This window comes from Exiguobacterium sp. Helios, from assembly GCF_014524545.1.
Lineage (GTDB): Bacteria > Bacillota > Bacilli > Exiguobacteriales > Exiguobacteriaceae > Exiguobacterium_A.
Map to the genome: position 1 here is coordinate 1000029 of NZ_CP053557.1, position 24260 is coordinate 1024288.

The window sequence follows — 24260 nt, forward strand, 5'->3', positions numbered from 1 at the left end:
AACGGTTATTCATTCGAAGGGGGAAGCTAGTTATGATGGGATTGATTCATTCGGTGGAAGAAACAGCTCGGCAACGTCCGGATAGCATCGCCTACGTATTTGAAGATGTCGCAGTCAGTTATCATGAATTTGTTGAGAAGTTTCACCGGGCCGCCGGAGCACTCGAGTCACATGGAATTCGAAAAGGGGATCACGTTGCTCTAATACTTGGAAATAGTCCGGCTTTTTTGATTGGGTATTATGCTGTCATGAAGCAGGGGGCAGTTGCCATCCCAATCAACCCGACCTATACGCCGGATGAACTCGGTTACATCTTAATGAACGGCGATGTTAAAGGGATTTTAGGAATCGCACCGCTTGTCGAAGCAGCAAAAGAGCGATTGGTTCATTTACCGCATCTTTCTGTCGTCGTCTCCGTTCCGTTTAACGGTCAAGTCGGTCCGGAAGAACGACTTGGAAATGTTCAGTTCACGACGCTTGAGCGGTGGTTAGAGATTGAACATCCGATTCAGGAAGTGACGTATGAAATGGATGAGACCGCTGTTATCCTGTATACGAGCGGAACGACAGGGAAACCAAAAGGAGCGATGTTATCACATCGAAACCTGACTTCCAATGCCCGTTCCATCGGGGAATACTTAAATGTCTCGGAACAGGACCGGACACTCGCTGTGTTACCGATGTTCCATGTCTTTTGTTTGACGGTCGTGGTCAATGCGTCACTGGCACACGGGGCAACGGTTGTCATTGCTGCCCGCTTTTCACCACAGGAGACGTTTGAACTGGCGAAAAAAGAACAGGTCACGATTTTTGCGGGTGTGCCGACGATGTATAACTTCCTGCTACAGACAGTAAAGGCGCATCCGGAATATACGAATGCGTTTGAATCCATCCGTTTATTCGTTTCAGGTGGAGCGAGTTTACCGGTACCGTTGCTTCAATCCTTTGATCAAACCTTTAACTGTCATATCCTTGAAGGATACGGTCTGTCCGAAGCGTCTCCCGTCACATGCTTCAATCCTTTGGACGGAGTACAAAAGCCGGGCTCGATCGGACCTTCGATCATCGATGTCGAAAACAGGGTCGTCGACGAACTCGGGCAGGAAGTACCAATCGGTCAAGTCGGAGAATTAATCGTACGTGGTCCGAACATCATGACCGGTTACTATAAAATGCCGGAAGAAACGCAAGCGACGTTAAAAGAAGGATGGCTCTACACCGGCGACTTAGCAAGACAAGATGAGGATGGATACTTCTATATCGTCGACCGGAAAAAAGATATGATTATCGTTGGCGGATATAATGTCTATCCACGTGAAGTCGAGGAAATCTTATATCAACATCCATCGATTGTCGAAGCCGCCGTCATCGGTGTACCCGATGAAGAAATGGGCGAAGCGGTAAAAGCATTTGTTGTCGTACGTGAACCGTTGACGGAAACGGAAGTCCTCGACTTCTGTGCCATCTCACTCGCTAAGTATAAGTGCCCGACACGAATTGAATTTATTGAACAACTGCCACGAAATACAACGGGTAAGATCTTACGGACTGTCTTGAAAAAACAACCAACCAGTTCATGATTTCAATATAGAAAAAAAGAACTTCAGGTTTTTGAAGTTCTTTTTGTGTGCATATAGGTAAGGAGGGGGAGATAAAATGAACATTGCTTTAATTGCGCATGATGAAAAAAAAGACGAGATGATGATGTTTACACGAGCATACGAAGCTTATTTTGCCAAAAATACGTTATATGCCACGGGTACGACAGGGCAACGGATCATGGAGGCGACAGGATTAACGGTCCACCGCTGTAAGTCGGGACCGCTTGGAGGAGATCAGGAAATCGGTGCGATGGTCGCCCGGGGAGAAATTGATATCGTCATTTTTCTGCGTGATCCTCTTACAGCCCAACCCCATGAGCCCGACGTATCGGCCTTGATTCGATTATGTGACGTCTATGATTTACCGCTTGCAACAAATGTCGGAACCGCCGAAATCTTGATTAACGGATTGGAACAGGGCGAGTTTCAATGGCGTGAAATCATTCGGAAACGTCATGAAGAAGAACAACGGAAATTTTTAACCGATTAATTCTCTGAGAATGCTTCTCATTTTCTATCAAGCATGATATAGTCATCTTGAGGATGATACTGATTATCAATTGCGATAGAAAAGGGTGGCGAAAACAATGGAAATTATTTTAATGGCTGGTGTAACCGTCTTACTTGGTGGCGGCGCCACGTTCCTGACACACGTAGTGAAAACGGAACGTCGTCATGTATCGGCAAACACAAAAACACATGTAGAACGTGCGACATATCCGTCGTTGCGCCTTGTAAAATAATTAGTTGGACTGAACGCCGCTCTTTTCTTCAGAAAAGAGCGTTTTTTTGTATAATTTTAGATTCTCCCATAATTCTGCGGAAATCCTTTGTTACACTGAAAAAAAGAACTTAAGCAGGAGTGATGAAGATGCATACGATTTATTTAGTTGACGATGAGGTGAACTTGAACCGCGTTTTGGTCAAGTATTTGGAACAGGAAGGTTGGCAAGTAAAATCGTTTACATCCGGGGAAGCGGCGGCATCTGCCATCATTGAAAAACCTGATTTGTGGATACTTGATATCATGTTGCCGGACTTGGACGGCTTTCAGTTGATCAAACGGATTAAAGCGCACGACGAAACGACGCCGGTCATCTTCATTTCGGCCCGGGATGAAGACATTGATAAAATCATTGGATTGGAGATGGGATCGGACGATTACATCGCTAAACCGTTTTTACCGCGCGAACTGGTTATTCGTGTAAAGAAAATTTTAGCACGTGCGTATGCGACACCGAAAACCGGTCTCATCCGGTACGGGGATTATACGATTTATCCGGAAAAGCGAGTTATCGAAGAGAATGGTCAAGAGATTGATTTGACCTCGAAAGAATATGATTTACTGATTCTGTTTGCTACGCAAATCGGAACACCGATGTCCCGAGAACAAATCTTAGTGAGCGTATGGGGCGACGATTATTTCGGATCAGACCGTGTCGTCGATGATCTCGTACGCCGTGTACGAAAAAAACTTTCCAAACTAGAACTTGAAACGATTTACGGAATCGGATACCGTTTGGTGGCTGCATGAAGAATCGGAGTCTGGGTTTTCAAATCTGGGCGATGTTCCTGTTGGTCATTGCAACACTCTCCATTGTCATATTAGTCGTCATGCGGTCGTCGATTGGTAACTTCATCGATGAGCAAGTCTATGCGACATTAGAAAACAGTGAAGTCTTTTTTTCGGAAGATGCCTCTGTCATCGAGATGTTACAAGACAATCCGATTGAATTCGATCGACGGAAACAGGAGTCACGCTCGGTCAATGTCTTATTGTTATCGAAAAATGGAAAGTTATACTATGGCGGGGCACCGCAACAGCTGGTCAATCAAATGTATCGTGATGCTATCGATCAAGAAAAAGAAATGCAAAAATACACGACCCGTCTTGATAAGGAAGATGTCTACTACAGTATCCTAAAGATGGAGATTAAAGGGGAAACCTATTACCGTGTTTCATACGTTTGGGATGCCTATCGGCAGGAACTCATCACTCAGTTATTTTCGAAAATTGGCTGGGTTGTTGCGATTGTCAGTATCTTGACCTTATTCATTGCTTTTTGGCTAGCCAGACGACTGACCCATCCTTTAATCGAGATTGAGCGGGCGGTCGGTAAGATTGCAGCTCAGAAGTGGGATACACCTCTTCCTTTGGACCGTGGCGATGAAATCGGACGATTGGCCCGGTCAGTTGATGCGATGCGAATGGACTTGGAAAAACAGGATAAAGCTCAAAAATCCTTGCTTCAAAATATCTCACATGATTTAAAAACACCGATCATGGTCATTCGCAGTTATGCCCAGTCGATTTCGGACGGAATTTATCCGGACGGTGATTTGACCGGTTCTGTTTCCGTCATCGAAGAAGAAGCGGAACGATTGGAGAAAAAAGTCGCAGCTTTGTTATATGTAACAAAACTTGATTATTTTGAACTGGATCGTTCAACATGGGATCATGTGGATTTGGACCGCATGGTTCATTTGCTTCAAAAACGGTTTGTCGGCACAAAACTATTGACATGGAAAATTTCCGGGGAAGCGGGCATTGTGTTAGGCGAAGGGGAACAATTACGTGTGGCATTGGAAAATGTATTGGATAATGCGATTCGTTATGCCGAGTCCACGATTGAGATTCGCCTGTCCGGCACAAGGCAGTCGGCGACAGTCGAAATCCTGAATGACGGTCCGCCGTTAGAAACGTCCTCTCCGCTGTTCCATCAATTTTCTCGTGGAAAAGAAGGCAAGTTTGGTCTTGGGTTATACATCGTTAAACGGATTGTCGAACGGCACGAAGGAGAAGTGACAATTGATAATCTGATTGCGGGAAATGAAGAAAATAAAGTTTGCGTAAAATTTAATTTTCCAAGACATTTTGAGGAAGAAACAGCCGGAAAAAAATAAGATCTTAAAAAACGAGATAGCCGTATCTCGTTTTTTATTTTGGGAAATAATGAGGTCGTTCAGACAAAGTCATTTTGAATTTGATATAACCATACTAATACAAGAAAGGGGAAATCAGGATGCGACATAAAATTACGGAAGAAACATTAGCCCTTGTACCAAAGTATGGTCCATACGGTGAACCGCAAACTTTACTTATTCAAGAACAGTCAGAAGTCGTGTTAGAAGGTCATCCGATCAAGTTGATTGAAGAATCTTGTTTGTATTTTGGTTCGTCGATGCGCGGAAGAATTGAAGCGGCTCGACATATCCTGGGGCCGAATCGGAAAACACCGGTCTTAATCGATTGGAAGGCGCAAACGATTTTCTTCCCGACGACTGCGAAGGAGAAGGCGGAATGTATTTGGATTAATTTCAAGCAGATGAAAACCGTTCAAAAAAAGGGGGATACCGTTCAAGTGGAATTTCAAACAGGACAACGGATTGACACTGATGCTTCGGCTTACAGCATCGAACGGCAACGGATTAAAACACTGGAATTGGCTTACGAAATGCAACGGAGATTTCAAGAAGAACGACCGACGACGTTTAATAAAGCGCGATAAGTGGAACAATCTAACAGGAATCACTACTTAATACAGCGAATAGACAGTAAAGTGCGAGAGAGAGAATTAAAGGGAGGTGAAGCGGTCGAAAGACCGCTACACGATGAATGAATCATATGAATGGTTAAACCGTAGAAAATTACAACCTGGATTTGGTGTGAACGGTGGACGGCGTTTTATCAGTTCACGGATTGTTCGTCCGGAAAATACGCCGGGTAAAAGAGTCAAAGGTGTCAAACGCGCCCGGCAGCTTGTCGTCGACGAGTCAGGAAATCGACGGTGGGTGACGAAACGAATCGTTGTAACGGATGCCGCAAAACACATGACCATCAACCGTCGTGCATCGGTTGCTCAGAAAGAGGTCACGGAATCTCGATTGGAGCAAGTGAAACAAAAACTGACGTCGAAAAAAGTACTATTACCTGTACTGGCAGCAACAGGATTGGCAGTTGCCGGTGGAGTATTGGCGTACGTTATGCGCCGGAAAAAACGAAATACAAAAGAACAGCTATAACCTAAAACAGATGACGAATCGTCTGGATATAGTAAAAGCCGTGCTCTCCCCATGAATGAATGAGGGTAGCACGGCTTTTATGTGAGGAAGACTGCAGTTTCTTATAAAAAACGTTTACGAATCGATGTCGCAAGAGCCTTCTCAGAAATTTCTTCTAGTTCTTTTTGATTGGTTGGATCAAAACTGTCATTGTAGAATCGGCCGACGAATTCGACTCGATCGTAATCGAGTTCTTTGAAAATCAAATGTTTATGATCATCGTAGAAGACAACCCGGTAATAATCAGAGCCACGTTCAAGCGTCACAAGTGCCCGAATATGTTCTAAACGTTTTTGTTCATCTGACTTTTCTTCTTCAACAGGTTCTTCTGTCGTTTTAGCTGCTTCAGCCTGTTCGAGTGCGCTTTTTACCAATTCACTCTTTTTATCTTGTTCTTCAGTCATAGTTATCGCCTCCAGTTCTTATTTTACATTGAAACGTACCGATGAGAAAGGAAAATCCCTCATCCGTTCTGATGGGCATCACAAATGCGTAGCACATTGAAGGCACCGATTCGTAGGCGCTCAATTAAACGCGTGGCTGCCTCTGTGTCCTCGATGGTCTCTTCAATGGTCAGCATCATCAATTCAATCCATCGCACAGCGTGTACTTCTCTGATGGGCAAAAGGCGATGAATCATCGCCAGATTCATCCGTTCATCCTGTCCATCGTATTGTTTTGGACCACCTGTGAGTTGAATCAAAAATCGGATTTGTGCTTGTTCGACACGTTGGCGGTCCGGCGGGAATAACGGACGGAGAACATCATCTGTATACACACGATTATAGAATCGTGTGACAAGTTGTTCGAGTGCGTCTTTTTGACCAAGGTCTTCGTATAGCATACTTGTCCCTCTTTCTGTTCCAGCTGATGAAGACAATCATTATCTCAATCTTTACCCGCTTTTTGCAACTCCACACAAACCGATCGACAAATGATTTAAAATGGACAAGGAAGAGGACGAAAAAGAAAACAAGTTATCTGGATTGAAAAACGGACGTTTGTTCGTATTTATGAGATAATAGTACATATAATCATCCTTATAGATGAGCGCGCTTGTTGTTTTCAATACTCATCTCATATGAGCGGAAAAAAGACAGCATAAAGCTCCTCGATATTAATTAAAGGAGGTGAAGATCAGCCCACCTGATGGTACGAAAACAGGTGTCAGCTGATCTGACACAATGAATTACATGCATTTAGGTCGTGCCGGTACAGGCAAGACGACAACATTAATTGAGCAGGTAATTGACCGGTTAGCTGAGCAACCGCTTGGTCCATCCATCTATTTCATCGTACCGGATCAGATGTCTTTTGAGATGGAACGTCGTATCGCGACGGATCCCCGGCTGTCGGGTCTTGTCCGGATGGAAGTCATGAGTTTACGCCGGTTTGCTTTCCATATCATCCGGGATCATGGAAACCAGGCGATTCCCTTTTTAGACGAGACCGGGACACAGTTGTTACTGCGTCAAGTTGTCGAAGAAGCGGAAGAAGAATTGAAGATTTTTAAACGGACGAAAAATATGCCCGGCTTCTACAAAGGATTGGACGAATTGATTGCCTCGTTTAAACGTTCTTTGGTAAATCCGGATATGTTGCGTCAAATCAGCAGTGCATCTCCCGAACGTTCACCGAAATTAAATGATTTAGCGCTGATTTACGAGCGCTTTACTGAACGAATCTCAAATAAGGCGCTTCATGCGGACGATTATTTCACGACATTGATTGAGCTGTTACCGAAAGCTGATTTAAGTGACGTTTCAGTCTTCGTTGATGGATTTTATGAATTTTCGTTACAGGAACAACAGGTCTTACTGCGATTGATGGAATTGACGAAAGAGATGCATCTTAGTTTTACACTGGATGTCGAAGACGTCTATGCGAAACAGTCTGAGTTTGGTGTGTCACAACGCTGCTATATGCAGTTGATCGAACAGATGAAAGAACGACAGATTGCGCATGAAGACATCTATTACACACAGACCGTTAAATTTCAGACCACAGGGTTACAGATGCTTGAACAAGCGTTACTGTTGCCCGGATACCCGGCGACGGATGACGAAGTGAACGGGTTGACGCTTTCTGCCGCAGTTAATCGTCAAGTTGAAGCAGAAGCGGCTGTCAGAAAGGTGATTCAACTGGTACGCCATGAAGGGTATCGGTTCAAGGACATCGCGTTTCTTGTCCGCCACCTTGAACCGTACGCCGATCATTTAGAACGTGCTTTTCAACTGTATGACATTCCGTACTTCCTGGATCAACGGGAATCGATGGTCCATCATCCGATTGTCGAATTAGTCCATGCCGTCCTTGAAATCGTCATGACGGGATATCGGGAAGAATCTATTTTTCGTCTGCTGAAAACAGAGCTGATTCCACTTCCGGCAGAGGATTCACGATTAGCACTTGATCGTCTGGAAACATTTGTCCTGGAGCGGGGAATCAAAGGTTCGATGTGGAAAAAAACTTGGCAATTGAAGCGACGTCTAGCTGATGAAATCAGTTTAACGGATGCTGAGTTACAAGAAGAACAGGAACTGAACGAATGGCGTCAATTCCTGGTCGAAGCCATTGAACCACTGGAGAAGCGATTCAAAGCATCTAAGACGATGAGTGAATACACACGGGCGTTATACCGTTTCTTGGAAGAACATCATTTGACGGACCGGTTAACGGTTTGGAAGCAACAAGCACTCGAAGTCAATGAACTCAGCAAAGCACGAGAACATGATCAGGTGTACGAAGCGGTACTGCATCTCTTTGAACAGTTGGAAGCTGCGGCACCGGAAGCCACATTGACGACAGAACTATTCGTCCAAATGGTCGAGACTGGACTTGAAAGTCTCCGCTTCTCCCTTGTTCCGCCTTCGCTCGATCAAGTGATTGCGACGGATTACGTCCGGGGACGTTTACAACAGGTGAAAGTGGTCTTTTTACTCGGGGCCAATGACGGATTGATTCCACTCGTGGAAGACCAGTCTAAATTGCTGTCAGAAGGAGATCATGACTTCCTCCACGATCAAGGCATTCCGGTCGGTAAAGCCTCTTTGGACGTATTTGACGACGAATTGTATTACCTCTATCAAGGGGTGACAGCGCCAAGTGAAGCGTTGCATATCAGTTATGCGCTGGTTGACGAGGACGGCAAAGCCCTTCAGCCGGCATCCATCATCAAGCAGATCAAACATCAACTGTTGCAGGATCGCCCTGTGAAAACATCCTTTGCAGAAGCCGGTGATCATGCACCGGATGATCAACTTCAGTTCGTGACGAGTCCGGAACGGGCGGCAGCGGCAGCGGCAATCGAGTTGAGACGGCTGCAACGTCGTTATCCGATCCAACCGTCCTGGTTTGATGTGTACAATCGTTTGCTCGAAAACGGTCGGGGCCGCGAACGAATGGCGCTGTTTTCCAGTGCCTTGTTTTATCAAAATCATGCAGAGCCGTTACCGGATGATTTGGCGCGTAACCTGTATGGTGACACCATCAAAGCCAGCGTCTCCCGGTTTGAGACGTACAATGCTTGTTCTTATAAACACTTTGCCCGGTATGGATTGCGGTTAAAAGAACGGAAATTATATAAATTCGAAGCGCCGGACATCGGGAACCTATTCCACGGAGCACTCAATGATTTATCGATGAATATCAAAGCCTCGGGAAAACGCTGGCGTGAACTGGATGACCAATCGTGCAGTAATCTCGCGAAAGAAGCCGTCGAGAAGGTGACACCGGAAATTCAAAATGCGATTTTGATGAGTTCGAACCGTTTTGGATACATCAAGAAAAAATTAACGGACGTCGTCGAGCAAACTGCAAAAATGCTCGTCAAACAAGCGGAACGTTCTGAATTCGAACCTGATTTATTTGAAATCAGTTTTGGGAACGCCATGTTTCCACCACTTCGCTTCACATTACCGGATGGTACCGAAATCGAATTCACCGGTCGAATTGACCGGGTGGATCAAGCGACAATTGGCGATCAATTGTACGTCCGGGTCGTCGACTATAAATCGAGTGCTAAAGAGTTGGATTTTGCCGAAATCTATTATGGTTTGGCGATTCAAATGCTGTTGTATCTAAAAACAGTCGTTGAACAGTCGGAAGTTCTGTTTAATCAGCAGGCAAAACCGGCCGGTGCCTTGTATTTCCACGTCAAAAACCCAATGATGCGTGGAGATTTATCGGCGGATGAAATCGAAAGGAACCGGTTGTTGCTCGAATCGTATCAAATGCAAGGCATCATCGTTGAAAATGATGAAGTATTACGGGCAATGGATCAGATTGCGTACGATGAACGTCAAAAGTCACCGCTCGTCAAAGTGACATTCACGAAAACCGGTCTTCATAAGTCGCACACGAAAGGTGTCGTCAAAGAAGAAGAATTGACGGCACTGATGGATCACGCCTGGGATGAATTGAAGACGAGCAGCCAATCGATGTATGCAGGAGATATTGCGATTGATCCGTTTGATTACCAGGAACGGATACCTTGTACATTTTGTGAGTACCGTTCCGTCTGCCAGTTTGATCAATCTCTCGGAAACGACTACCGGCAATTGAAACCGTTGTCGGAAAAAGAAGTCTTGGAACGGTTGAAGGAGGAGACGGAATGAGTGTGCAGTGGACAGATGAACAGCAACGGGCAATTGATGCGAGAGGTGGACATATTTTAGTATCCGCTGCCGCCGGTTCAGGAAAAACAGCCGTACTCGTCGAACGGTTGACGCAACGTGTCATCAATCAGGAAGATCCGTTGACAGCCGACCGGATTCTTGTCGCGACGTTTACGAACGCAGCAGCTAAAGAGATGAAGACACGTGTCATCGAAGCAATCGAAGCAAAAATTAAAGATGCTCCAGATGACCTTTATTTAAAAAAACAACGGCAAATGATGAACCGTGCTCAAATCACGACGATCCATTCCTTTTGTTTATCGATTTTACGCGAAAACTATTACCGGATTGGTCTTGATCCAGCTTTTCGCATTGCGGAAGAAGCAGAGCTGTTGTTGCTGCAGGATGATGTTTTGGAAGAAGTGTTTGAGAACTACTATGCTTTAGCAGATCCGGCGTTTTATGAATTGATTGATAGTTACACATCAGACCGGGACGATCAAGCAATGTTGACCTTAATCTCGAACTTATATCGATTTTCTCGTTCACTCCCGGATCCGGAAGCATTTTATGACCACTTGATTGCGCAGTACGATCAACCGATTGATCCGGATGAGTCCAGTTTGTTGACACGATTATTTGAACTCGAATGGGAACGTGTCGCGCCGGTCATCAACCGGTATATGGAATTATCGTATCGTCTGCGACAAGCCGGATATGACGAGATGGCAGACATGTTGGTGCAGGACGTCGCACCGATCCGGCGGATTAATCCGGAACAGGACCGCTGGACGACCGTCGCCCTTGCTTTTCAGGCCGTCGAATTCGGCCGCTGGAAAGGAATCCGCGGAGACGAGGAAATGAAGAAATTCCAGACCGAACGGACGCGTCTCGTCGGTGATCTCAAAAAGATGCGTGATTTGTTCGTTGAGAAGGACGGGGTTGATTATCTGGAAGATTTACGTTCGCAACTGGGGCATGTCCAGATGATCGTCACGCTCGTTCGAAGTTTCTCGGCAGCCTATCTTGAAGCGAAGCAGCAGCGGGGCATCGTTGATTTTTCCGACCTTGAGCATTTTGCATTAGCCATCTTGGAACAGGACGGAGAGGCAACGGATGTCGCTCGTTTGCTCCAAGAACGCTTCATTGAAGTTTTAGTGGATGAATATCAGGATACAAACGAAGTGCAGGAACGGATTCTGCGGCTTGTTTCAAAATCAGATGAAGCAACCGGAAATCTGTTTATGGTTGGTGACGTAAAACAATCGATTTATAAATTCCGTCATGCCGAGCCCGGATTGTTTTTGAATAAGTTTAAACGATTCCAACAAACAGAAGTCGGGACACGAATTGATTTGACGAAAAATTTCCGAAGCCGTTTAGAAGTCTTGGATGGTACCAATCATATTTTCCGTCAAGTCATGGACGAAGCCGTCGGAGAAATTGATTATGATGAAGCAGCTTATTTGAGGCTAGGGAATCTCGGATATGTCGAATCAACCCAAGTCAATCCTGAATTGCTGTTAGTGGACCAGACAGACACGAATAAAGAAGAATTGGAAGCTCAAGTCATAGCGACACGCATCATCGAGATGGTGAATGATGAAAATCCCTACCTCGTATTTGATGCAAAACAAAAGCGTTTCCGTAAATGTGAATACCGTGATATCGTCGTCCTCGTACGTTCGAGAGGAAAACGGGTCCAGGCATTGGTCGACGTCTTTGAACAATACGAACTTCCTGTCTATGCGGATACGACGGGCGGTTATTTTCAAGCAACCGAGATTCAAATCATGATGGCGCTCTTGAAGACAATCGATAATCCGTTGCAGGATATCCCGTTTGCCAGTGTCTTGCGATCACCGATTTTTGGATTGACGGATCGGGATTTAGGACGGATTCGTGCTAAATCGAAAGACGGGTCATTCTACGAAGCAGCTACTCTTGTGGCGAAAGAACAAACACCGCTTGGTTTGCGTGTCGGTGAAGCGCTCAATCAGTTGCAAAACTGGCGCACGGAAGCACGCGGGAAGTCGCTTGCGAGCTTAATTCGTTCCTTGTTTGATCAAACCGGTTACTTTGAATACGTCGGTTGTCTGAACGGGGGACGGAGCCGGCAAGCGAATTTAAATGCTCTGTACGAACGAGCCCATCAGTATGAGGCCTCCGGTTATCGGGGATTGTATCGCTTCTTACGTTTGATTCATCGTTTAGTCGAACGCGGGGAAGATTTTTCAGAAGCCCGTTCGTTAGGGGAAGACGAAGATGTCGTCCGAATCATGACAATCCACCAATCAAAAGGACTGGAATTCCCGGTAACGATCGTCAGCCAGTTAGGTAAGCAGTTTAATAAACAGGATCAAATCCAAGCGATTCAACTGCATAAGACGTATGGCATTGCGCTGGATGCGATTGATCCCGTTAAACGCCTGCGTTCCGGAACACTTCTGAAAGAAGTCATCCGCCGGGAAATGGACCGTGAAATGAAAGCGGAAGAGATGCGTGTTCTTTATGTTGCAATGACACGGGCGAAAGAAAAGCTGATTCTTGTAGGGGCAATCAAAGGTCTGGAAGATCAGCTTGCCAAATGGCAGGATCAACCGTTCGATGAGCTTTTGTTGCCGGAACTGGATCGCCGAAATGCTAAGACCTATGCGGACTGGGTGGCACCAGCTGTCCTGCGTAATTTCCTACTGAACGAACAGGAACAACGCTGGGCATTCCGGGTCATTGCACATGACGAGATTGCTCCTTATCAAGAACTGACCAAGATGGTCGAGCAACTCGAACACGTCCGTGTCCTTGAGAAAATTGATTATGCGGGTGACGAGACGCTGAATGCGCAGATTGAATCTGCTTTTGCGTATCACTATCCGTATCAAGTCGCGACGGATACCGCTGCGAAACAAACCGTTACGGAGTTGAAGCGGACAGAACAACTCGAACGGGCTGCTTTTGAATCGACCTACCGGCAATCGACCTATTACCGGACACCCCAATTTTTAGGTCCGACATTAACGGGAGCCGAACGCGGAACAGTCTTGCATTTAGCGATGCAGTTGTACGAGTCCGGTCGTCCCCTTGAAGAGCAGATTCTCGACTGGCAACAGGCGGAACGCATTTCAGACTTGGAAGCCCGGACGATGCGGGAAGCTATGCCTGAATTGACGATGTTCTTTGCTTCAGAAATCGGACAATTATTTGAGCAGCGTCTTGTGACGGGAGATGTCTACCGTGAATTGCCGTTCACCTATAAGATTGATTCAGCCCGATTCCGGACAGACTGGCATGGTCCAAGTGATCAGGCCGTCATGCAGGGGATTGTCGACTGTCTGATTCACGACGGCGAAACATATATTCTGCTCGATTATAAATCGGACCAAGTTTTTGAAACGATTGACGGTCAGGATCAAGCAGAGATGTTGCGAACACGTTATGCAACACAGTTGAATTTATATCAAGAAGCGTTGGAAGCCATCTTAGACATTCAAATCAGCCGGAAATTAATTTATGCGTTTGCGCTCCAAGAAGTGATTGAAATTTACTGATTACCTCACGTCTGACGAATTGATTCTGTCACCTGTTCAGGGAACGGAATCAATTCGTTAGACGATTTTCATTTCTAAATATGAAAGAACTGTGTAAAATGAAAAGGTATGTAAAAAGAATAACCAGATACCGTAGGAGGTTTTATAGATGGCACGTATTTTATTAGCGGAAGACGAAGATGTGTTACGCATGTTGGTGCTCGATACATTAGAAGATGAAGGGTATACGATTGATGAAGCGACAGATGGTGATGAAGCCTATCAGAAAATCATGAGTCAGCATTATGATCTCGTTTTGCTCGATTATATGATGCCGGGAATGACGGGGATTGAAGTCATCGAAAAGGTACGACGTCATCCGGACAAACAAAATTTAAAAATCATGATGTTAACAGCAAAAAGCCAACAATCTGATCGGGAACGGGCAGAAGAAATTGGAGCGAATTATTTCTTTTCTAAACCGTTTAGTCCACTCGAATTGATTGATGTCGTAGGAGGAATATTGAGTGATCATCCAGTGGATTAATCGAAAAATCGGACGCCAGTTAATGGCCTCCTTTTATATCGTTTTAACGACACTTATGATTTCTTCACTGATTGTCTACAATTATACCGATACGAAATTACAAGAAACCCGATTGAAGCTAGAAGACATAAGAGAACGAAGTGCCCGTGCCGGCGCACTGTGGGAAGAATGGCAGGACCTGCAGTTTAACATGCGGGGCTATGCGCTGATTGGTGATCAGGAAATTTATCAGAAGATGGTCAATCAACGGAAAACCATTGATGAACAAACACGCTGGTTTGAAGAAAATGCAATTTATCAACAAGGAAAAGATTATGCACGTTCTTCACGTGAACTCTATGCGTACTACTTCGAGTCGATTTTGCCGTTGATCCAATCGTATGTGGAAGCGAAGGAATCCGGAACGGTCACGGAATCTTTTTTGGAAGGGAAGACACTAACTTCCTTACCGCTCGGAAAAGAGTTGCAGGCGAATGGACGAATCAAGCTAGACACTTCTGGAAACATTGATGTCTTGTCGGAAATCAATAAAAGTGAGTTAGCACTTGGCGGATATCGAGACTTTTTAGAAGACTGGTCAGAAAAAACAAGCGGACAGTTGGAGCGGGAAATTCAGACGACTCAACTGATTTGGCTGTCGAACATCATCGTATTAGTCGGTGTATTGATCTTCTTCGTTTATCCGTTCATTCGTAAAATTACAGCAGAGTTGTTATCACTCGTCAAAAATAGCCAACGTCTAGCCGGTGGTGAAGACATCAAACATGTCAAAGTTTCTGGACGGAAAGATGAGATTGGAATTTTAGCTTTGTCCTTCAATCAAATGGCGAGCTCGATTTCCGAAAATAAACAACATCTTTTAGCCAAAAACGAAGAATTGCAGGCACAGCAGGAAGAACTGCAGGCGCAACAGGAAGAATTGCAGGCGCAGCAGCAGGAACTGGAGGAAGCACTCGAGTTGACGATGCGCAACGAACAACACCTGCAATACCGTAATGATTTGACTGAAACGCTGGCAGCAAGGGAAGCGTTGACGGCTTATCCGGAAATCATTGAAAAGTTAATTGCCATCACGGATTCGGAAATCGGAGCGCTTGTCTTCGTCGATGAAGGATCTGCCTACTCGATTGTGACACACGGGATGACAGATGAACTTTCGGAGCGGTTGTTAGGAAGCGATCTTTCTTTATTGAAACGGGCTGAGTCATTGAAAAAAGCTGTCCATTCCTCTAAACAGGTCGCAAGTGATCATCCGTTACCGTATCCATACTATATGTATGAGACGGCAGTCCCGATTCTCGATCCGGCGTCGGAAGAAGCAATCGCGTTCATTTATCTGGTTCGTTACCGGGACCAGTTTACGAATGAACAGATGCGTGACATCATGTCATTTTCACGTCAGCTGTCTCTGTCGTTGCTCCGCATGCGGTTATTTGATGAAATGAACCGTGAGAAGACGAAAACAGAACGGATTCTGGACTCAATTCGTGAAGCCGTCATCTATATCGAACCGGGAAAAGACGAAGTATTCGTCAATCGTCCTTTGTATGATCTGTTTCCAGAACTTCAATATGGAGCGACAAAAAACGAAACCCTTCAAGGGTGTCTCGATACCATTCATGCTGTCGTGGATGAACCGGAAGTGTTTGCACGCTATATGGAAGGTATCTTACGAGGCGAAGTTCCAAAAGACAGTCTCCAGTTTTCAATCCATCAACAAGTCGTCTTTATTCAGTTTTATGTAGAAACGATTGAAGTCGAAGGAATTCGAAAAGGAACGATGCTCGTCTTGCGTGATGTGACGAAGGAAACAGAGATGGACCGTCTGAAATCGGAGTTGGTCTCGACTGTCTCCCACGAATTACGGACTCCGTTATCTTCCATCTATGGTTTTACGGAACTGATGTTGAACCGGAAGATGGATCTTTCAAAACAAGACAAGTATTTAAAAACCATCCATTCAGAAACGGAACGTTTGTCGAATCTCGTCAATGATTTTCTTGATGTTCAACGGATGGAAGCGAGAATTCAATCCTATCAAAAAGGATTACTTAATCTACAACCGCTTTTAGAAGAAACGACTCAATTCTATGCGGCGTCGACAACAAACCATACGATCACCTTCCATTCCTTAACAGACATTTGTCCGCTGATTGAAGCGGATGAGGAAAAAATGAAGCAGTTGATGAATAATCTATTGAACAATGCCGTCAAGTACTCTCCGTTAGGCGGTAATATCGAAGTCGTATTGGAAGCAAATCGACACCATGTCCAGTTTGCCGTACGAGACGAAGGAATCGGAATTCCGAAATCGGCTTTGGCGAAGTTATTCGACAAATTTTATCGGGTGGATAATTCAGACAGCCGGAAAATTGGCGGGACAGGTCTGGGTCTTGCAATTTGTAAGGAAATCGTCGAAGGACATGACGGAGAGATTACGGTCGAGTCGATTGAAAAGCAGGGCAGCACGTTTACTGTGAAGCTACCGACACACGTCTCGGAATACGCCGTTATTTCTGACGGAATTGATATGTCAGGAAAATAACACTATATCTGAAGCTTAAAATCAGATACGATGAATGGAGAATGAATAAAGGGGGAATTCAAATGCCGATTACTGCATTTGTACACACACACGTTTTATTATGGGTTTTACTGCTCGTTACATTTTTTGTTGCATTCTCGATGTACAAAAATGGAAAAAGTGCTGCCAAAGGTGTTCACATGGCGTTTCGTCTCTTGTTGCTCTTGACGTTTGCGACCGGACTTTATCTTTACATCAAAATCATGGGTATGTCCGCTAATCCGGATGGTTTGTATCACGCCAAGATTACAGCAGGTCTCCTCGTCTTGATTTTGGGTGAGTTGACACTCGTTCGTTTGAAAAAAGGAAAATCTTATTCTGGTTTCTTACTTGGATTTGGAGTGCTGGTTCTCGTAACAATTTTCCTTGGTTACTCGTTACCATACGGCATGCAATTCTTCTAAATCGATTTTAATCAAAACGACAAAAAAATAATCTGTTTGTTTGGTTTACACACGTTTCTCATGATAGAGAGGAACGTGTGTTTTTTTGTGTTTACAATCTGTTGTTATTTGGGAAAAGGGATATATTACGCAGTCGAGAGGGGAACGCTTGTGGCACAGTTGAAAGAATGGACAAAAGTTTTCCGGGCAAGAAAGTGGATGAAGCGAGCAGAACCGATTTTACCGTTATGGCACGGTTATATTGGATATAAGTATGGTCTGTTTGATGTTTTAGGATCAGGGGCGACACGGGCCGAAGCACAAGTCCGTCTTAAGCAGCCGTTGACGACAGAAGCCTTATCCCGTTGGTTTGAAGTCGGGTTGGCGGTAGGACATTTAAAAAAGAAAGACTTGCGCTATACAGCGACACGTCATGTTTTACCTGAATTATCAAAAACAGATGAGAGAAGCATCGGTTTTATGTTATCCGAGTTGATGGAACTTCATCTGCCTGCCTTGTTCTCTTATCCGCAATTTTTAGAACATGGTCAACAAAAAAAGTTTGATGGCGAAGAACACGGCGACATCGTAGCAGAAACATCTGCGCTGGTGGAAACTGTTGCATTTCCTGCTGTCCGTCACATCATCCGCAGTCAAAATGTGACATCACTACTTGATATCGGCTGTGCCTACGGTGGTTACTTACGTAAAATTCACGAAGCATTGCCTGAACTACGACTGGCAGGAATTGATATCGAGGAATCGGTCATCGCGGAAGCGAAACGACGGGATACGACCGGAGAAATTGATTTTACTGTCGGGGATATTAAAACATACGACGTCAAAGAAACATATGACGGCGTCATGATGAACAACATTTTGTATTATTTCCCGAAAGAAGAACGGCTTCGTCTTTTAGAAGGTGTCCGGCGTTTCGTTAAAGATGACGGGACGGTCATTTTGGTCACACCATTACGCGACAGTGAACATGGTGCACCATTCTCCGCGGCATTCAATGCGTTCATGACGTTACATGAAAATCTTTACCCGTTGCCGGGGAAAGAAGAATTGACAGAACAACTTCATGCTGCCGGTTTTAAAAATGTGTCGATTTCACCATTTTTAAAAGAAGGAGCTTGGTATATCGTAACTGCAAACGCCACTTCCTAAAGGAAGCTTGGCGTTTTTACAGTTTCAGGACAGTTCAGATTTGTGGGGAGTAGTATGTGATTAGTATAATAGTTAAAACGAGTAGAGAAAAGGGAGAGATTCGTGTGAAGCAGCGTGTAGCCGTTATTGGAGCAGGACCTGGAGGGCTCGCTTGTGCGATGTTGCTGGCAGGTAGAGGAATAGATGTCACCGTATATGAAAAACAACCGATCGTTGGGGGACGAACGTCTCGCGTACAGGTCGGAGATTATCAATTTGACCGTGGTCCTACCTTTTTAAATATGCCGCACATTTTAGAAAATTTGTTTACAAGTATCGGTCTGGATATGAAGGACTATTTGGATTTGAAAGCGCTGGATCCGATGTACACCCTCTATTTTAACGGGGGAAAAGATCACTTTACGATGACGACGGATCGTGATCGGATGAAACAAACGATTGAGCAGCATTTCCCTGGAAATGGGGAAGGGTATGACCGTTTCATGGCAGAACAAGCCTTGAAGCTGGCGAAACTGATGCCGATACTGCAGACGAAGCACGATAAACTAACGGATTATCTGTCTCCACGCGTCATTACGGCACTTCCGCGTCTTTCTCTTGGGCGTTCTTTATATGATGTCCTGTCCGATTATTTTACGAGTGAAGAATTGAAATATGCCTTTACGTTCCAAGCTAAATATTTAGGCATGTCAGCTTGGGAGTGCCCGGGTGGCTTTTCTATCTTGTCTTATATGGAACATGCTTACGGTGTCCATCATCCAATCGGTGGAATGAATCAAATCCCAGAAGCGATGAAACGGGCAGTGGAAGAACTCGGGGGAACCGTCCATCTTAATACAGGGATCAGTCAATTGATTTTGGAAGGGACGACCGCGACAGGAGTCATCCTCGAGTCGGGTGAACATGTTCTATACGATGATGTCGTTGTCGGAGCAGACTTTGCGCATGCGATGAATCATCTTGTTCCTGAAGGTGTTTTAAAAAAATGGTCGCGTCCGAAAATTGATCGTAAAAAGTTCTCTTGTTCGACGTTCATGCTGTACTTAGGTGTCAATAAATCATTTGATGCCCCGCACCATACGATTTATTTTGCTGATGATTATGAAAGAAATGTCCGGGAGATGACTCAGACATTGGAATTATCAGATGACTTTTCATTTTATGTCCAAAATCCATCAATCATCGACGGAACACTTGCACCGAAAGGGAAATCATCTTTGTACGTCTTAGTACCCGTTCCGAATAATTATTCCGAACTTGACTGGGCGATTGAAGGACCTAAACTGCGTCGTCGTGTCCTCGATGCACTGGAACACCGTTCTCCATATAAAGGTGTCGAAGCGGCAATTGAAGTGGAAGAGATGTTTACACCAGATGACTGGGAAGCGATGGGCGTGCACCAAGGGGCAACATTTAATTTGGGACATCAATTAACACAAATGATGTACTTTAGACCACACAATCGTTTTGAAGAACTGCATCACGTTTATTTAGTGGGAGGCGGAACACATCCTGGAAGTGGACTTCCGACCATCTTTGAATCAGCTCGGATCACGGCGGACTTATTGACAAGTGAAGTAGGTGTCGGAAAATGAAGATTGGATTCGTCGGAGCAGGTGTCGGAACTTTACACGCCGCGTTATTGTTAACAAAACGATACCCGGAAGTGGAAATCACGATTTTTGAAAAAGAGTCACGTGCAGGTGGTCGACTCGCTTCTGTTGATTTCGAGACAGGCGGAAGAATTGACCAGGGTCCCACAATCGTCTTGATGCCTGGAAAACTCCAGGAACAACTGAAAGAAGCTGGTCTGGAAGGTGTTGAGCTGGAGCGGATTGACCCGTTGTATGATCTGCATTTTGATGACGGAACGATTGTGACAAAACAAGCGGATGTGGTCGATCAAACGATTGCGATTGAGCGTCAATTTGGAGAAGGTCGCGGATTCCAAGAATTTATGCAACAAAAAGCAAAGGATTATGACGTCAGCGTATCGAAATTTTTAGAGCGTACCTATTTCCGTAAACGTGATTTGTTACATCCGGATATGTTAGCACCTTTAGTAAAGATGCATGCGATGGAAACAGCACATGATCATTTAAAACGTTTCTTTAAAAGTAAACACTTGCGAATGGCTTACAGTTTTCCGACTTTTTATATTGGAGGAAATCCTTATACGACACCTTCGATTTATGGACTGATTCCTTATCGGGAACAAGAAGAGGGCGTCTGGTACGTTAAAGGCGGATACTTCTCTTTAGCGGAGCGGATGTACGAAGTATTAGTCGAGCGAGGGGTTACGTTCAAGTTCAATCAACCGGTCGACCGTGTTTTGATACAACAAGGTCAGGCGAAGGGACTTGTCGCTGCAGGGCAAGAATACACGTATGATACCGTTGTCTTGAACGGTGAATTTCCATTGATGGAATACCTGGTAGAAGGTAAGCAACCGAAAAAGTATGTGCCATCCGGCGGAACATTACTGTTGTACTTTAAAATTGACGGGAAAGTCGATTTACCGGTTCATCGTTTTTTAATGCCAAGTGATTTAAAACCGTTGATGACGTCCATCTTCAAAAAAAATGAGTTGCCAGAACATCCTGCTGTCTATTTATTTAATCCAAGCAAGATTGATGACTCGCTGACGGAATCAGGTACAAGTGTCGTCTATGCATTAGTGCCATCACCACGCGGATTTAATCAAGAGAACTATGAAGCGCACGGGTTTATTGATCAGATTTCAGAAAAAATCGAGCAGCATCTACCTGGTTTCCAAAGTAAAGTTACAGAAATGAAAATACGCACACCTCAAGACGCACAAGATTTTGGGTTGTATGAAGGTGGAAGTTTTGGTATTGCACCGACGATTCGTCAATCAGCCGCCTTGAAAACACAAGCCAAACCTTATGCTGATATTGATCGGTTGTATGCAGTAGGCGCATCTGTCCATCCGTGTGGAGGCGTTCCGATCGTCATGATGGGAGCGACATTACTTGTCAATCGAATGGAACAAGAGATGAGGTGGAAAAATGGATACAGTGACGAACGCATATCTAATATGTGAACAAACGATTCAAGATGGATCAAAAACCTTTTATAAAGCCTTCTCTTTATTGCCGAGACAGGATCGAATGGCAGTATACGCCATCTATACGTTTTGTCGTCATCTTGATGATACGGTAGATGAATCAGCGACTCCAAAAGAAAGTTTAGCGGAATTTTTGGAAGAGTTTCGTTTATTTCGATCCGGTCAATCGATTAATAAACCATTATGGATTGCACTCGCAGATGTCTTTAAAAGATATGAGATGGATGAAACGCCATTTTTAGAACTGGCAGAAGGCATGCGGTGGGATATCGAGAAAAACCGATATCAATCACTGGAAGAGACGGAAAAGTACAGTTATTACGTCGCGAGTACAGTTGGTTTGATGTTGTTGCCGATTCTTGCACCCAAACAAAATGATTTACGGGAGTCAGCCATTCAATTAGGAATCGCGATGCAATTAACAAACATTCTTCGCGATGTAGGCGAGGATGCAAAACGAGGACGCGTCTATTTACCGAAAGACTGGATGGATCAGTATGGTGTGACGACGGAATCGTTGCTGACGGGAACCCCTTCCGGTGATTTTGCTGGATTGTGGGAAGCACTGGCGTTAAGAGCCGAACATTTATATGATGCAGCAACGCCTTCGTTTGATCGCTACCCGAAAGAAAGTCGCCGTGCGCTGAAAGTGGCGTCCTTACTTTACCGGGGGATTCTGGACGCGGCACGGGATAATCAATATGATGTGTTCACAAAACGTGCCTATGTCAGCCGGTGGCAAAAGATGAAGTTACTCGCTACGATTTAACGAAAACCCCATAAAAAAAAGACCTTGGCGGGGACCAAGGTCTTTTTTTTTTATGGAGTTTAGACCGGGGAGTCTAAACTGAAATCTGTTTGTACAAAATCAGATACATAGTTCCAACAAGACAGGTCGCGATCCACGGGGATGGATCTGTTAATGATTGAGCCATCTGTAAACTGATTGGGATGAGACGATCTAAGGGGGAACGTCGTAAGTCATGCCAAACAGTTTACGGTGGTGTATCTATTGAACAAGTGGGTCTTGAACAAATGATTGAGACAAAACAGATATGTTAAGTTCCTAAACGCTTTTGACTCGGGGAAGTCACCATGCGCTTGATTGAGGATGTGGGGTCAATCACTACCTCTTGAACTCGAAGTAATCGTATCAAATCTAAGTTGTCCGTACAAGTAATTGATATGCAATTCACATAACGTTCACAGGGTGGAGGCGACAGCGGACACGATTCGTTCGCTTGCCAGTTTTCCTGAAAGCGTTACCATTGGACTACCGCCACCGGGATGCGTCGATCCGCCGGCAAAAAACAAATTGTGAACATTCTTTGAACGGTTGCTTGGACGCATGAAAGCGCCACGTGTGCCGTTTGAAGAAAGACCATACAGCGAACCATGATATGCTGAAAATTTTTGTTCAATGTCTTGCGGAGTGATCCGCTGTTCGAATAAAACATCAGACGTGATATCGATTCCGAACTGTTGCAGACGTTGATTGATAATTTTATCATACGTATCAAAATCAATGGCAGACCCTTTATGAGTAGCTGGAGCATTTACAAGAACAAACAGATTATCGCCGGCTTCTCCCATTTCCGGTGCAGTGACCGAAGAGTTCGAGATGTAAATGGTCGGTTCTTCTGCATAACGATTTTGATTGAACAAAGCCTCGAACTCAGCTTCATAATCAGAAGAGAAAAAGACATTGTGATGTGCGAGTCCATCAATACGGCGTCCAAGTCCGATACACCGGACATAAGCAGAAATCGACGGCTCCATTTGTGAAGGTGTTGGATTTTTGAAGTCAGGCCGGACGGTTTCTGAAATCAATCGTGGATACTGTGTCAGCAAGTCCCCGTTTAAAACGATGAAATCAACAGACAGATAATCTACGTGATTGAGTTCAATTTCTGTTGCCAACTGATTCGTCACTTCAATCTGTGTCACTTCGTCTCCTAACCGGAAAGTAACACCAAGTTCACGGGCACGACGGGCAAATCCTTCGGCGATGGTCGTATTTCCGCCACGGGTGAAATACACACCGTCATTTAACTCGAGATGGGCAATCAAACCGAATGTAGCGGGTGCTTGAAACGGACTGCTTCCAATGTAGGTCGCATAGCGGTCAAGTGCTTGAATCAGCTGGGGATCCTTAAAATATTTTTTGTGCAGTCCATGAAGTGTCTTTAAAGGGTGAACCTTGATCATGTCGCGTAATAAGGAAAAATTGAAATAAGAGTCGATATTGATGAAAAATTGTTGTTTAGCGATGTTGTACAGTTCTCTAACCTCGTCCTGGTAGCCCGTAATGTCATTTTTAACAAGCTGACCATTCGTGAAGCGGTCGACTTCAGTCCGCATCGCCTCACGACCACTGGCGAACGTTAACGAACGTCCATCCGGAAAGTGATTGACGGTATGACGTGGCAATTTTTCAAACGTAAAGTAGTCATCCGGATCTGCTCCTGACTCTAAAATGACGGATTGAAAGATTTCAGGCATCGTGATGGTATTGGGACCGAAGTCAAACCGGTGTCCCTCAGACGTAATCGGCATCATCTTTCCACCGATGTGTTCGTTGCGTTCAATGACAGTAACGTTAAACCCTTTTGAAGCCAGTGAGATGGCGGCACTCAAACCGCCAAGCCCCGCTCCGATGACTGCGATATGCTTCATAACAAT

Annotated in this window: 19 protein-coding genes; 16 read left to right on the forward strand and 3 right to left on the reverse strand. The window is 44.8% G+C overall.

Going from position 1 to position 24260, the window contains the following annotated elements:
- Positions 1–35 precede the first annotated feature (35 nt).
- The 7 genes from HNY42_RS05190 to HNY42_RS05220 all read left to right on the forward strand — a co-directional run bounded on the left by HNY42_RS05190 (position 36) and on the right by HNY42_RS05220 (position 5624).
- Positions 36–1580 (forward strand): fatty acid--CoA ligase family protein, encoded by a 1545-nt coding sequence (locus HNY42_RS05190; protein WP_131503970.1) that lies wholly within the window; start codon positions 36–38, stop codon positions 1578–1580.
- A gap of 76 nt (positions 1581–1656) precedes the next feature.
- Positions 1657–2091 carry a methylglyoxal synthase gene (locus HNY42_RS05195; protein WP_131503887.1) on the forward strand — a complete coding sequence of 145 codons (435 nt, stop codon included), beginning with the start codon at positions 1657–1659 and terminating at the stop codon, positions 2089–2091.
- A gap of 97 nt (positions 2092–2188) precedes the next feature.
- The gene (locus HNY42_RS05200) at positions 2189–2344 is read left to right on the forward strand and encodes a hypothetical protein (protein WP_188005206.1); all 156 of its coding nucleotides are present in this window, start codon (positions 2189–2191) and stop codon (positions 2342–2344) included.
- 128 nt (positions 2345–2472) lie between these two features.
- Positions 2473–3135, forward strand: a complete 663-nt coding sequence (locus tag HNY42_RS05205; protein ID WP_131503888.1) for a response regulator transcription factor — start codon at positions 2473–2475, stop codon at positions 3133–3135.
- Positions 3132–4505, forward strand: coding sequence for a HAMP domain-containing sensor histidine kinase (locus HNY42_RS05210; RefSeq protein ID WP_131973252.1), 1374 nt, complete (start codon positions 3132–3134; stop codon positions 4503–4505). The genes HNY42_RS05205 and HNY42_RS05210 overlap by 4 nt, the downstream gene beginning before the upstream one ends.
- Positions 4506–4624: 119 nt before the next feature.
- Positions 4625–5110, forward strand: a complete 486-nt coding sequence (locus tag HNY42_RS05215; RefSeq protein ID WP_131503890.1) for a competence protein ComK — start codon at positions 4625–4627, stop codon at positions 5108–5110.
- Positions 5111–5213: 103 nt separating this feature from the next.
- A complete protein-coding gene (locus tag HNY42_RS05220; protein WP_026829065.1) occupies positions 5214–5624 on the forward strand; it encodes a hypothetical protein in 411 nt (136 codons plus the stop codon).
- A gap of 101 nt (positions 5625–5725) precedes the next feature.
- On the opposite strand, the gene HNY42_RS05225 is transcribed toward HNY42_RS05220, so the two are convergent.
- Together HNY42_RS05225 and HNY42_RS05230 are read right to left on the reverse strand one after the other, a co-directional pair.
- Complete coding sequence (locus HNY42_RS05225; protein WP_014969716.1) at positions 5726–6067, reverse strand: hypothetical protein; 342 nt, start codon at positions 6065–6067, stop codon at positions 5726–5728.
- A 59-nt stretch (positions 6068–6126) separates the two neighbouring features.
- Positions 6127–6507, reverse strand: coding sequence for a truncated hemoglobin (locus HNY42_RS05230; protein WP_188005207.1), 381 nt, complete (start codon positions 6505–6507; stop codon positions 6127–6129).
- A gap of 340 nt (positions 6508–6847) precedes the next feature.
- On the opposite strand from HNY42_RS05230, the gene addB reads away from it, so the two are divergent.
- From addB to HNY42_RS05275, 9 genes are all read left to right on the forward strand, one after another.
- Complete coding sequence (addB, locus tag HNY42_RS05235; RefSeq protein WP_188005208.1) at positions 6848–10279, forward strand: helicase-exonuclease AddAB subunit AddB; 3432 nt, start codon at positions 6848–6850, stop codon at positions 10277–10279.
- The gene (gene addA / locus HNY42_RS05240; RefSeq protein ID WP_188005209.1) at positions 10276–13827 is read left to right on the forward strand and encodes a helicase-exonuclease AddAB subunit AddA; all 3552 of its coding nucleotides are present in this window, start codon (positions 10276–10278) and stop codon (positions 13825–13827) included. The genes addB and addA overlap by 4 nt, the downstream gene beginning before the upstream one ends.
- 148 nt (positions 13828–13975) lie before the next feature.
- Complete coding sequence (locus HNY42_RS05245) at positions 13976–14353, forward strand: response regulator (RefSeq protein WP_012369636.1); 378 nt, start codon at positions 13976–13978, stop codon at positions 14351–14353.
- Positions 14334–16898 (forward strand): ATP-binding protein, encoded by a 2565-nt coding sequence (locus HNY42_RS05250; protein WP_188005210.1) that lies wholly within the window; start codon positions 14334–14336, stop codon positions 16896–16898. The genes HNY42_RS05245 and HNY42_RS05250 overlap by 20 nt, the downstream gene beginning before the upstream one ends.
- 62 nt (positions 16899–16960) lie before the next feature.
- Positions 16961–17341 (forward strand): DUF1516 family protein, encoded by a 381-nt coding sequence (locus HNY42_RS05255; protein WP_131503898.1) that lies wholly within the window; start codon positions 16961–16963, stop codon positions 17339–17341.
- Between the two features lie 150 nt (positions 17342–17491).
- A complete protein-coding gene (locus tag HNY42_RS05260) occupies positions 17492–18490 on the forward strand; it encodes a class I SAM-dependent methyltransferase (protein ID WP_131973246.1) in 999 nt (332 codons plus the stop codon).
- A gap of 104 nt (positions 18491–18594) precedes the next feature.
- Positions 18595–20085: a phytoene desaturase family protein gene (locus HNY42_RS05265; protein WP_131973245.1), complete on the forward strand. Its 1491-nt coding sequence runs from the start codon at positions 18595–18597 to the stop codon at positions 20083–20085.
- The gene (locus HNY42_RS05270; protein WP_131503901.1) at positions 20082–21554 is read left to right on the forward strand and encodes a phytoene desaturase family protein; all 1473 of its coding nucleotides are present in this window, start codon (positions 20082–20084) and stop codon (positions 21552–21554) included. Before HNY42_RS05265 ends, HNY42_RS05270 begins: the two co-directional genes overlap by 4 nt.
- On the forward strand, positions 21520–22347 hold the full coding sequence (locus HNY42_RS05275; protein ID WP_131503902.1) for a phytoene/squalene synthase family protein: 828 nt from the start codon (positions 21520–21522) through the stop codon (positions 22345–22347). The genes HNY42_RS05270 and HNY42_RS05275 overlap by 35 nt, the downstream gene beginning before the upstream one ends.
- A 434-nt stretch (positions 22348–22781) precedes the next feature.
- Here the strand turns inward: HNY42_RS05275 and HNY42_RS05280 are convergent, their stop codons facing one another.
- Positions 22782–24254, reverse strand: a complete 1473-nt coding sequence (locus HNY42_RS05280; RefSeq protein ID WP_131973244.1) for a phytoene desaturase family protein — start codon at positions 24252–24254, stop codon at positions 22782–22784.
- Between the last annotated feature and the right edge of the window lie 6 nt (positions 24255–24260).

What these genes read in the sequence shown, in the direction of transcription:
- HNY42_RS05190 (WP_131503970.1), top strand. Translation starts at nt 36, where the DNA reads ATGGGATTGATTCATTCGGTGGAAGAAACAGCTCGGCAACGTCCGGAT.
- HNY42_RS05255 (WP_131503898.1), top strand. Translation starts at nt 16,961, where the DNA reads ATGCCGATTACTGCATTTGTACACACACACGTTTTATTATGGGTTTTA.
- addA (WP_188005209.1), top strand. Translation starts at nt 10,276, where the DNA reads ATGAGTGTGCAGTGGACAGATGAACAGCAACGGGCAATTGATGCGAGA.
- HNY42_RS05195 (WP_131503887.1), top strand. Translation starts at nt 1,657, where the DNA reads ATGAACATTGCTTTAATTGCGCATGATGAAAAAAAAGACGAGATGATG.
- HNY42_RS05280 (WP_131973244.1), bottom strand. Translation starts at nt 24,254, where the DNA reads ATGAAGCATATCGCAGTCATCGGAGCGGGGCTTGGCGGTTTGAGTGCC.
- HNY42_RS05220 (WP_026829065.1), top strand. Translation starts at nt 5,214, where the DNA reads ATGAATGAATCATATGAATGGTTAAACCGTAGAAAATTACAACCTGGA.
- HNY42_RS05230 (WP_188005207.1), bottom strand. Translation starts at nt 6,507, where the DNA reads ATGCTATACGAAGACCTTGGTCAAAAAGACGCACTCGAACAACTTGTC.
- HNY42_RS05210 (WP_131973252.1), top strand. Translation starts at nt 3,132, where the DNA reads ATGAAGAATCGGAGTCTGGGTTTTCAAATCTGGGCGATGTTCCTGTTG.
- HNY42_RS05225 (WP_014969716.1), bottom strand. Translation starts at nt 6,067, where the DNA reads ATGACTGAAGAACAAGATAAAAAGAGTGAATTGGTAAAAAGCGCACTC.
- HNY42_RS05205 (WP_131503888.1), top strand. Translation starts at nt 2,473, where the DNA reads ATGCATACGATTTATTTAGTTGACGATGAGGTGAACTTGAACCGCGTT.
- HNY42_RS05275 (WP_131503902.1), top strand. Translation starts at nt 21,520, where the DNA reads ATGGATACAGTGACGAACGCATATCTAATATGTGAACAAACGATTCAA.
- addB (WP_188005208.1), top strand. Translation starts at nt 6,848, where the DNA reads ATGAATTACATGCATTTAGGTCGTGCCGGTACAGGCAAGACGACAACA.
- HNY42_RS05215 (WP_131503890.1), top strand. Translation starts at nt 4,625, where the DNA reads ATGCGACATAAAATTACGGAAGAAACATTAGCCCTTGTACCAAAGTAT.
- HNY42_RS05200 (WP_188005206.1), top strand. Translation starts at nt 2,189, where the DNA reads ATGGAAATTATTTTAATGGCTGGTGTAACCGTCTTACTTGGTGGCGGC.
- HNY42_RS05245 (WP_012369636.1), top strand. Translation starts at nt 13,976, where the DNA reads ATGGCACGTATTTTATTAGCGGAAGACGAAGATGTGTTACGCATGTTG.
- HNY42_RS05270 (WP_131503901.1), top strand. Translation starts at nt 20,082, where the DNA reads ATGAAGATTGGATTCGTCGGAGCAGGTGTCGGAACTTTACACGCCGCG.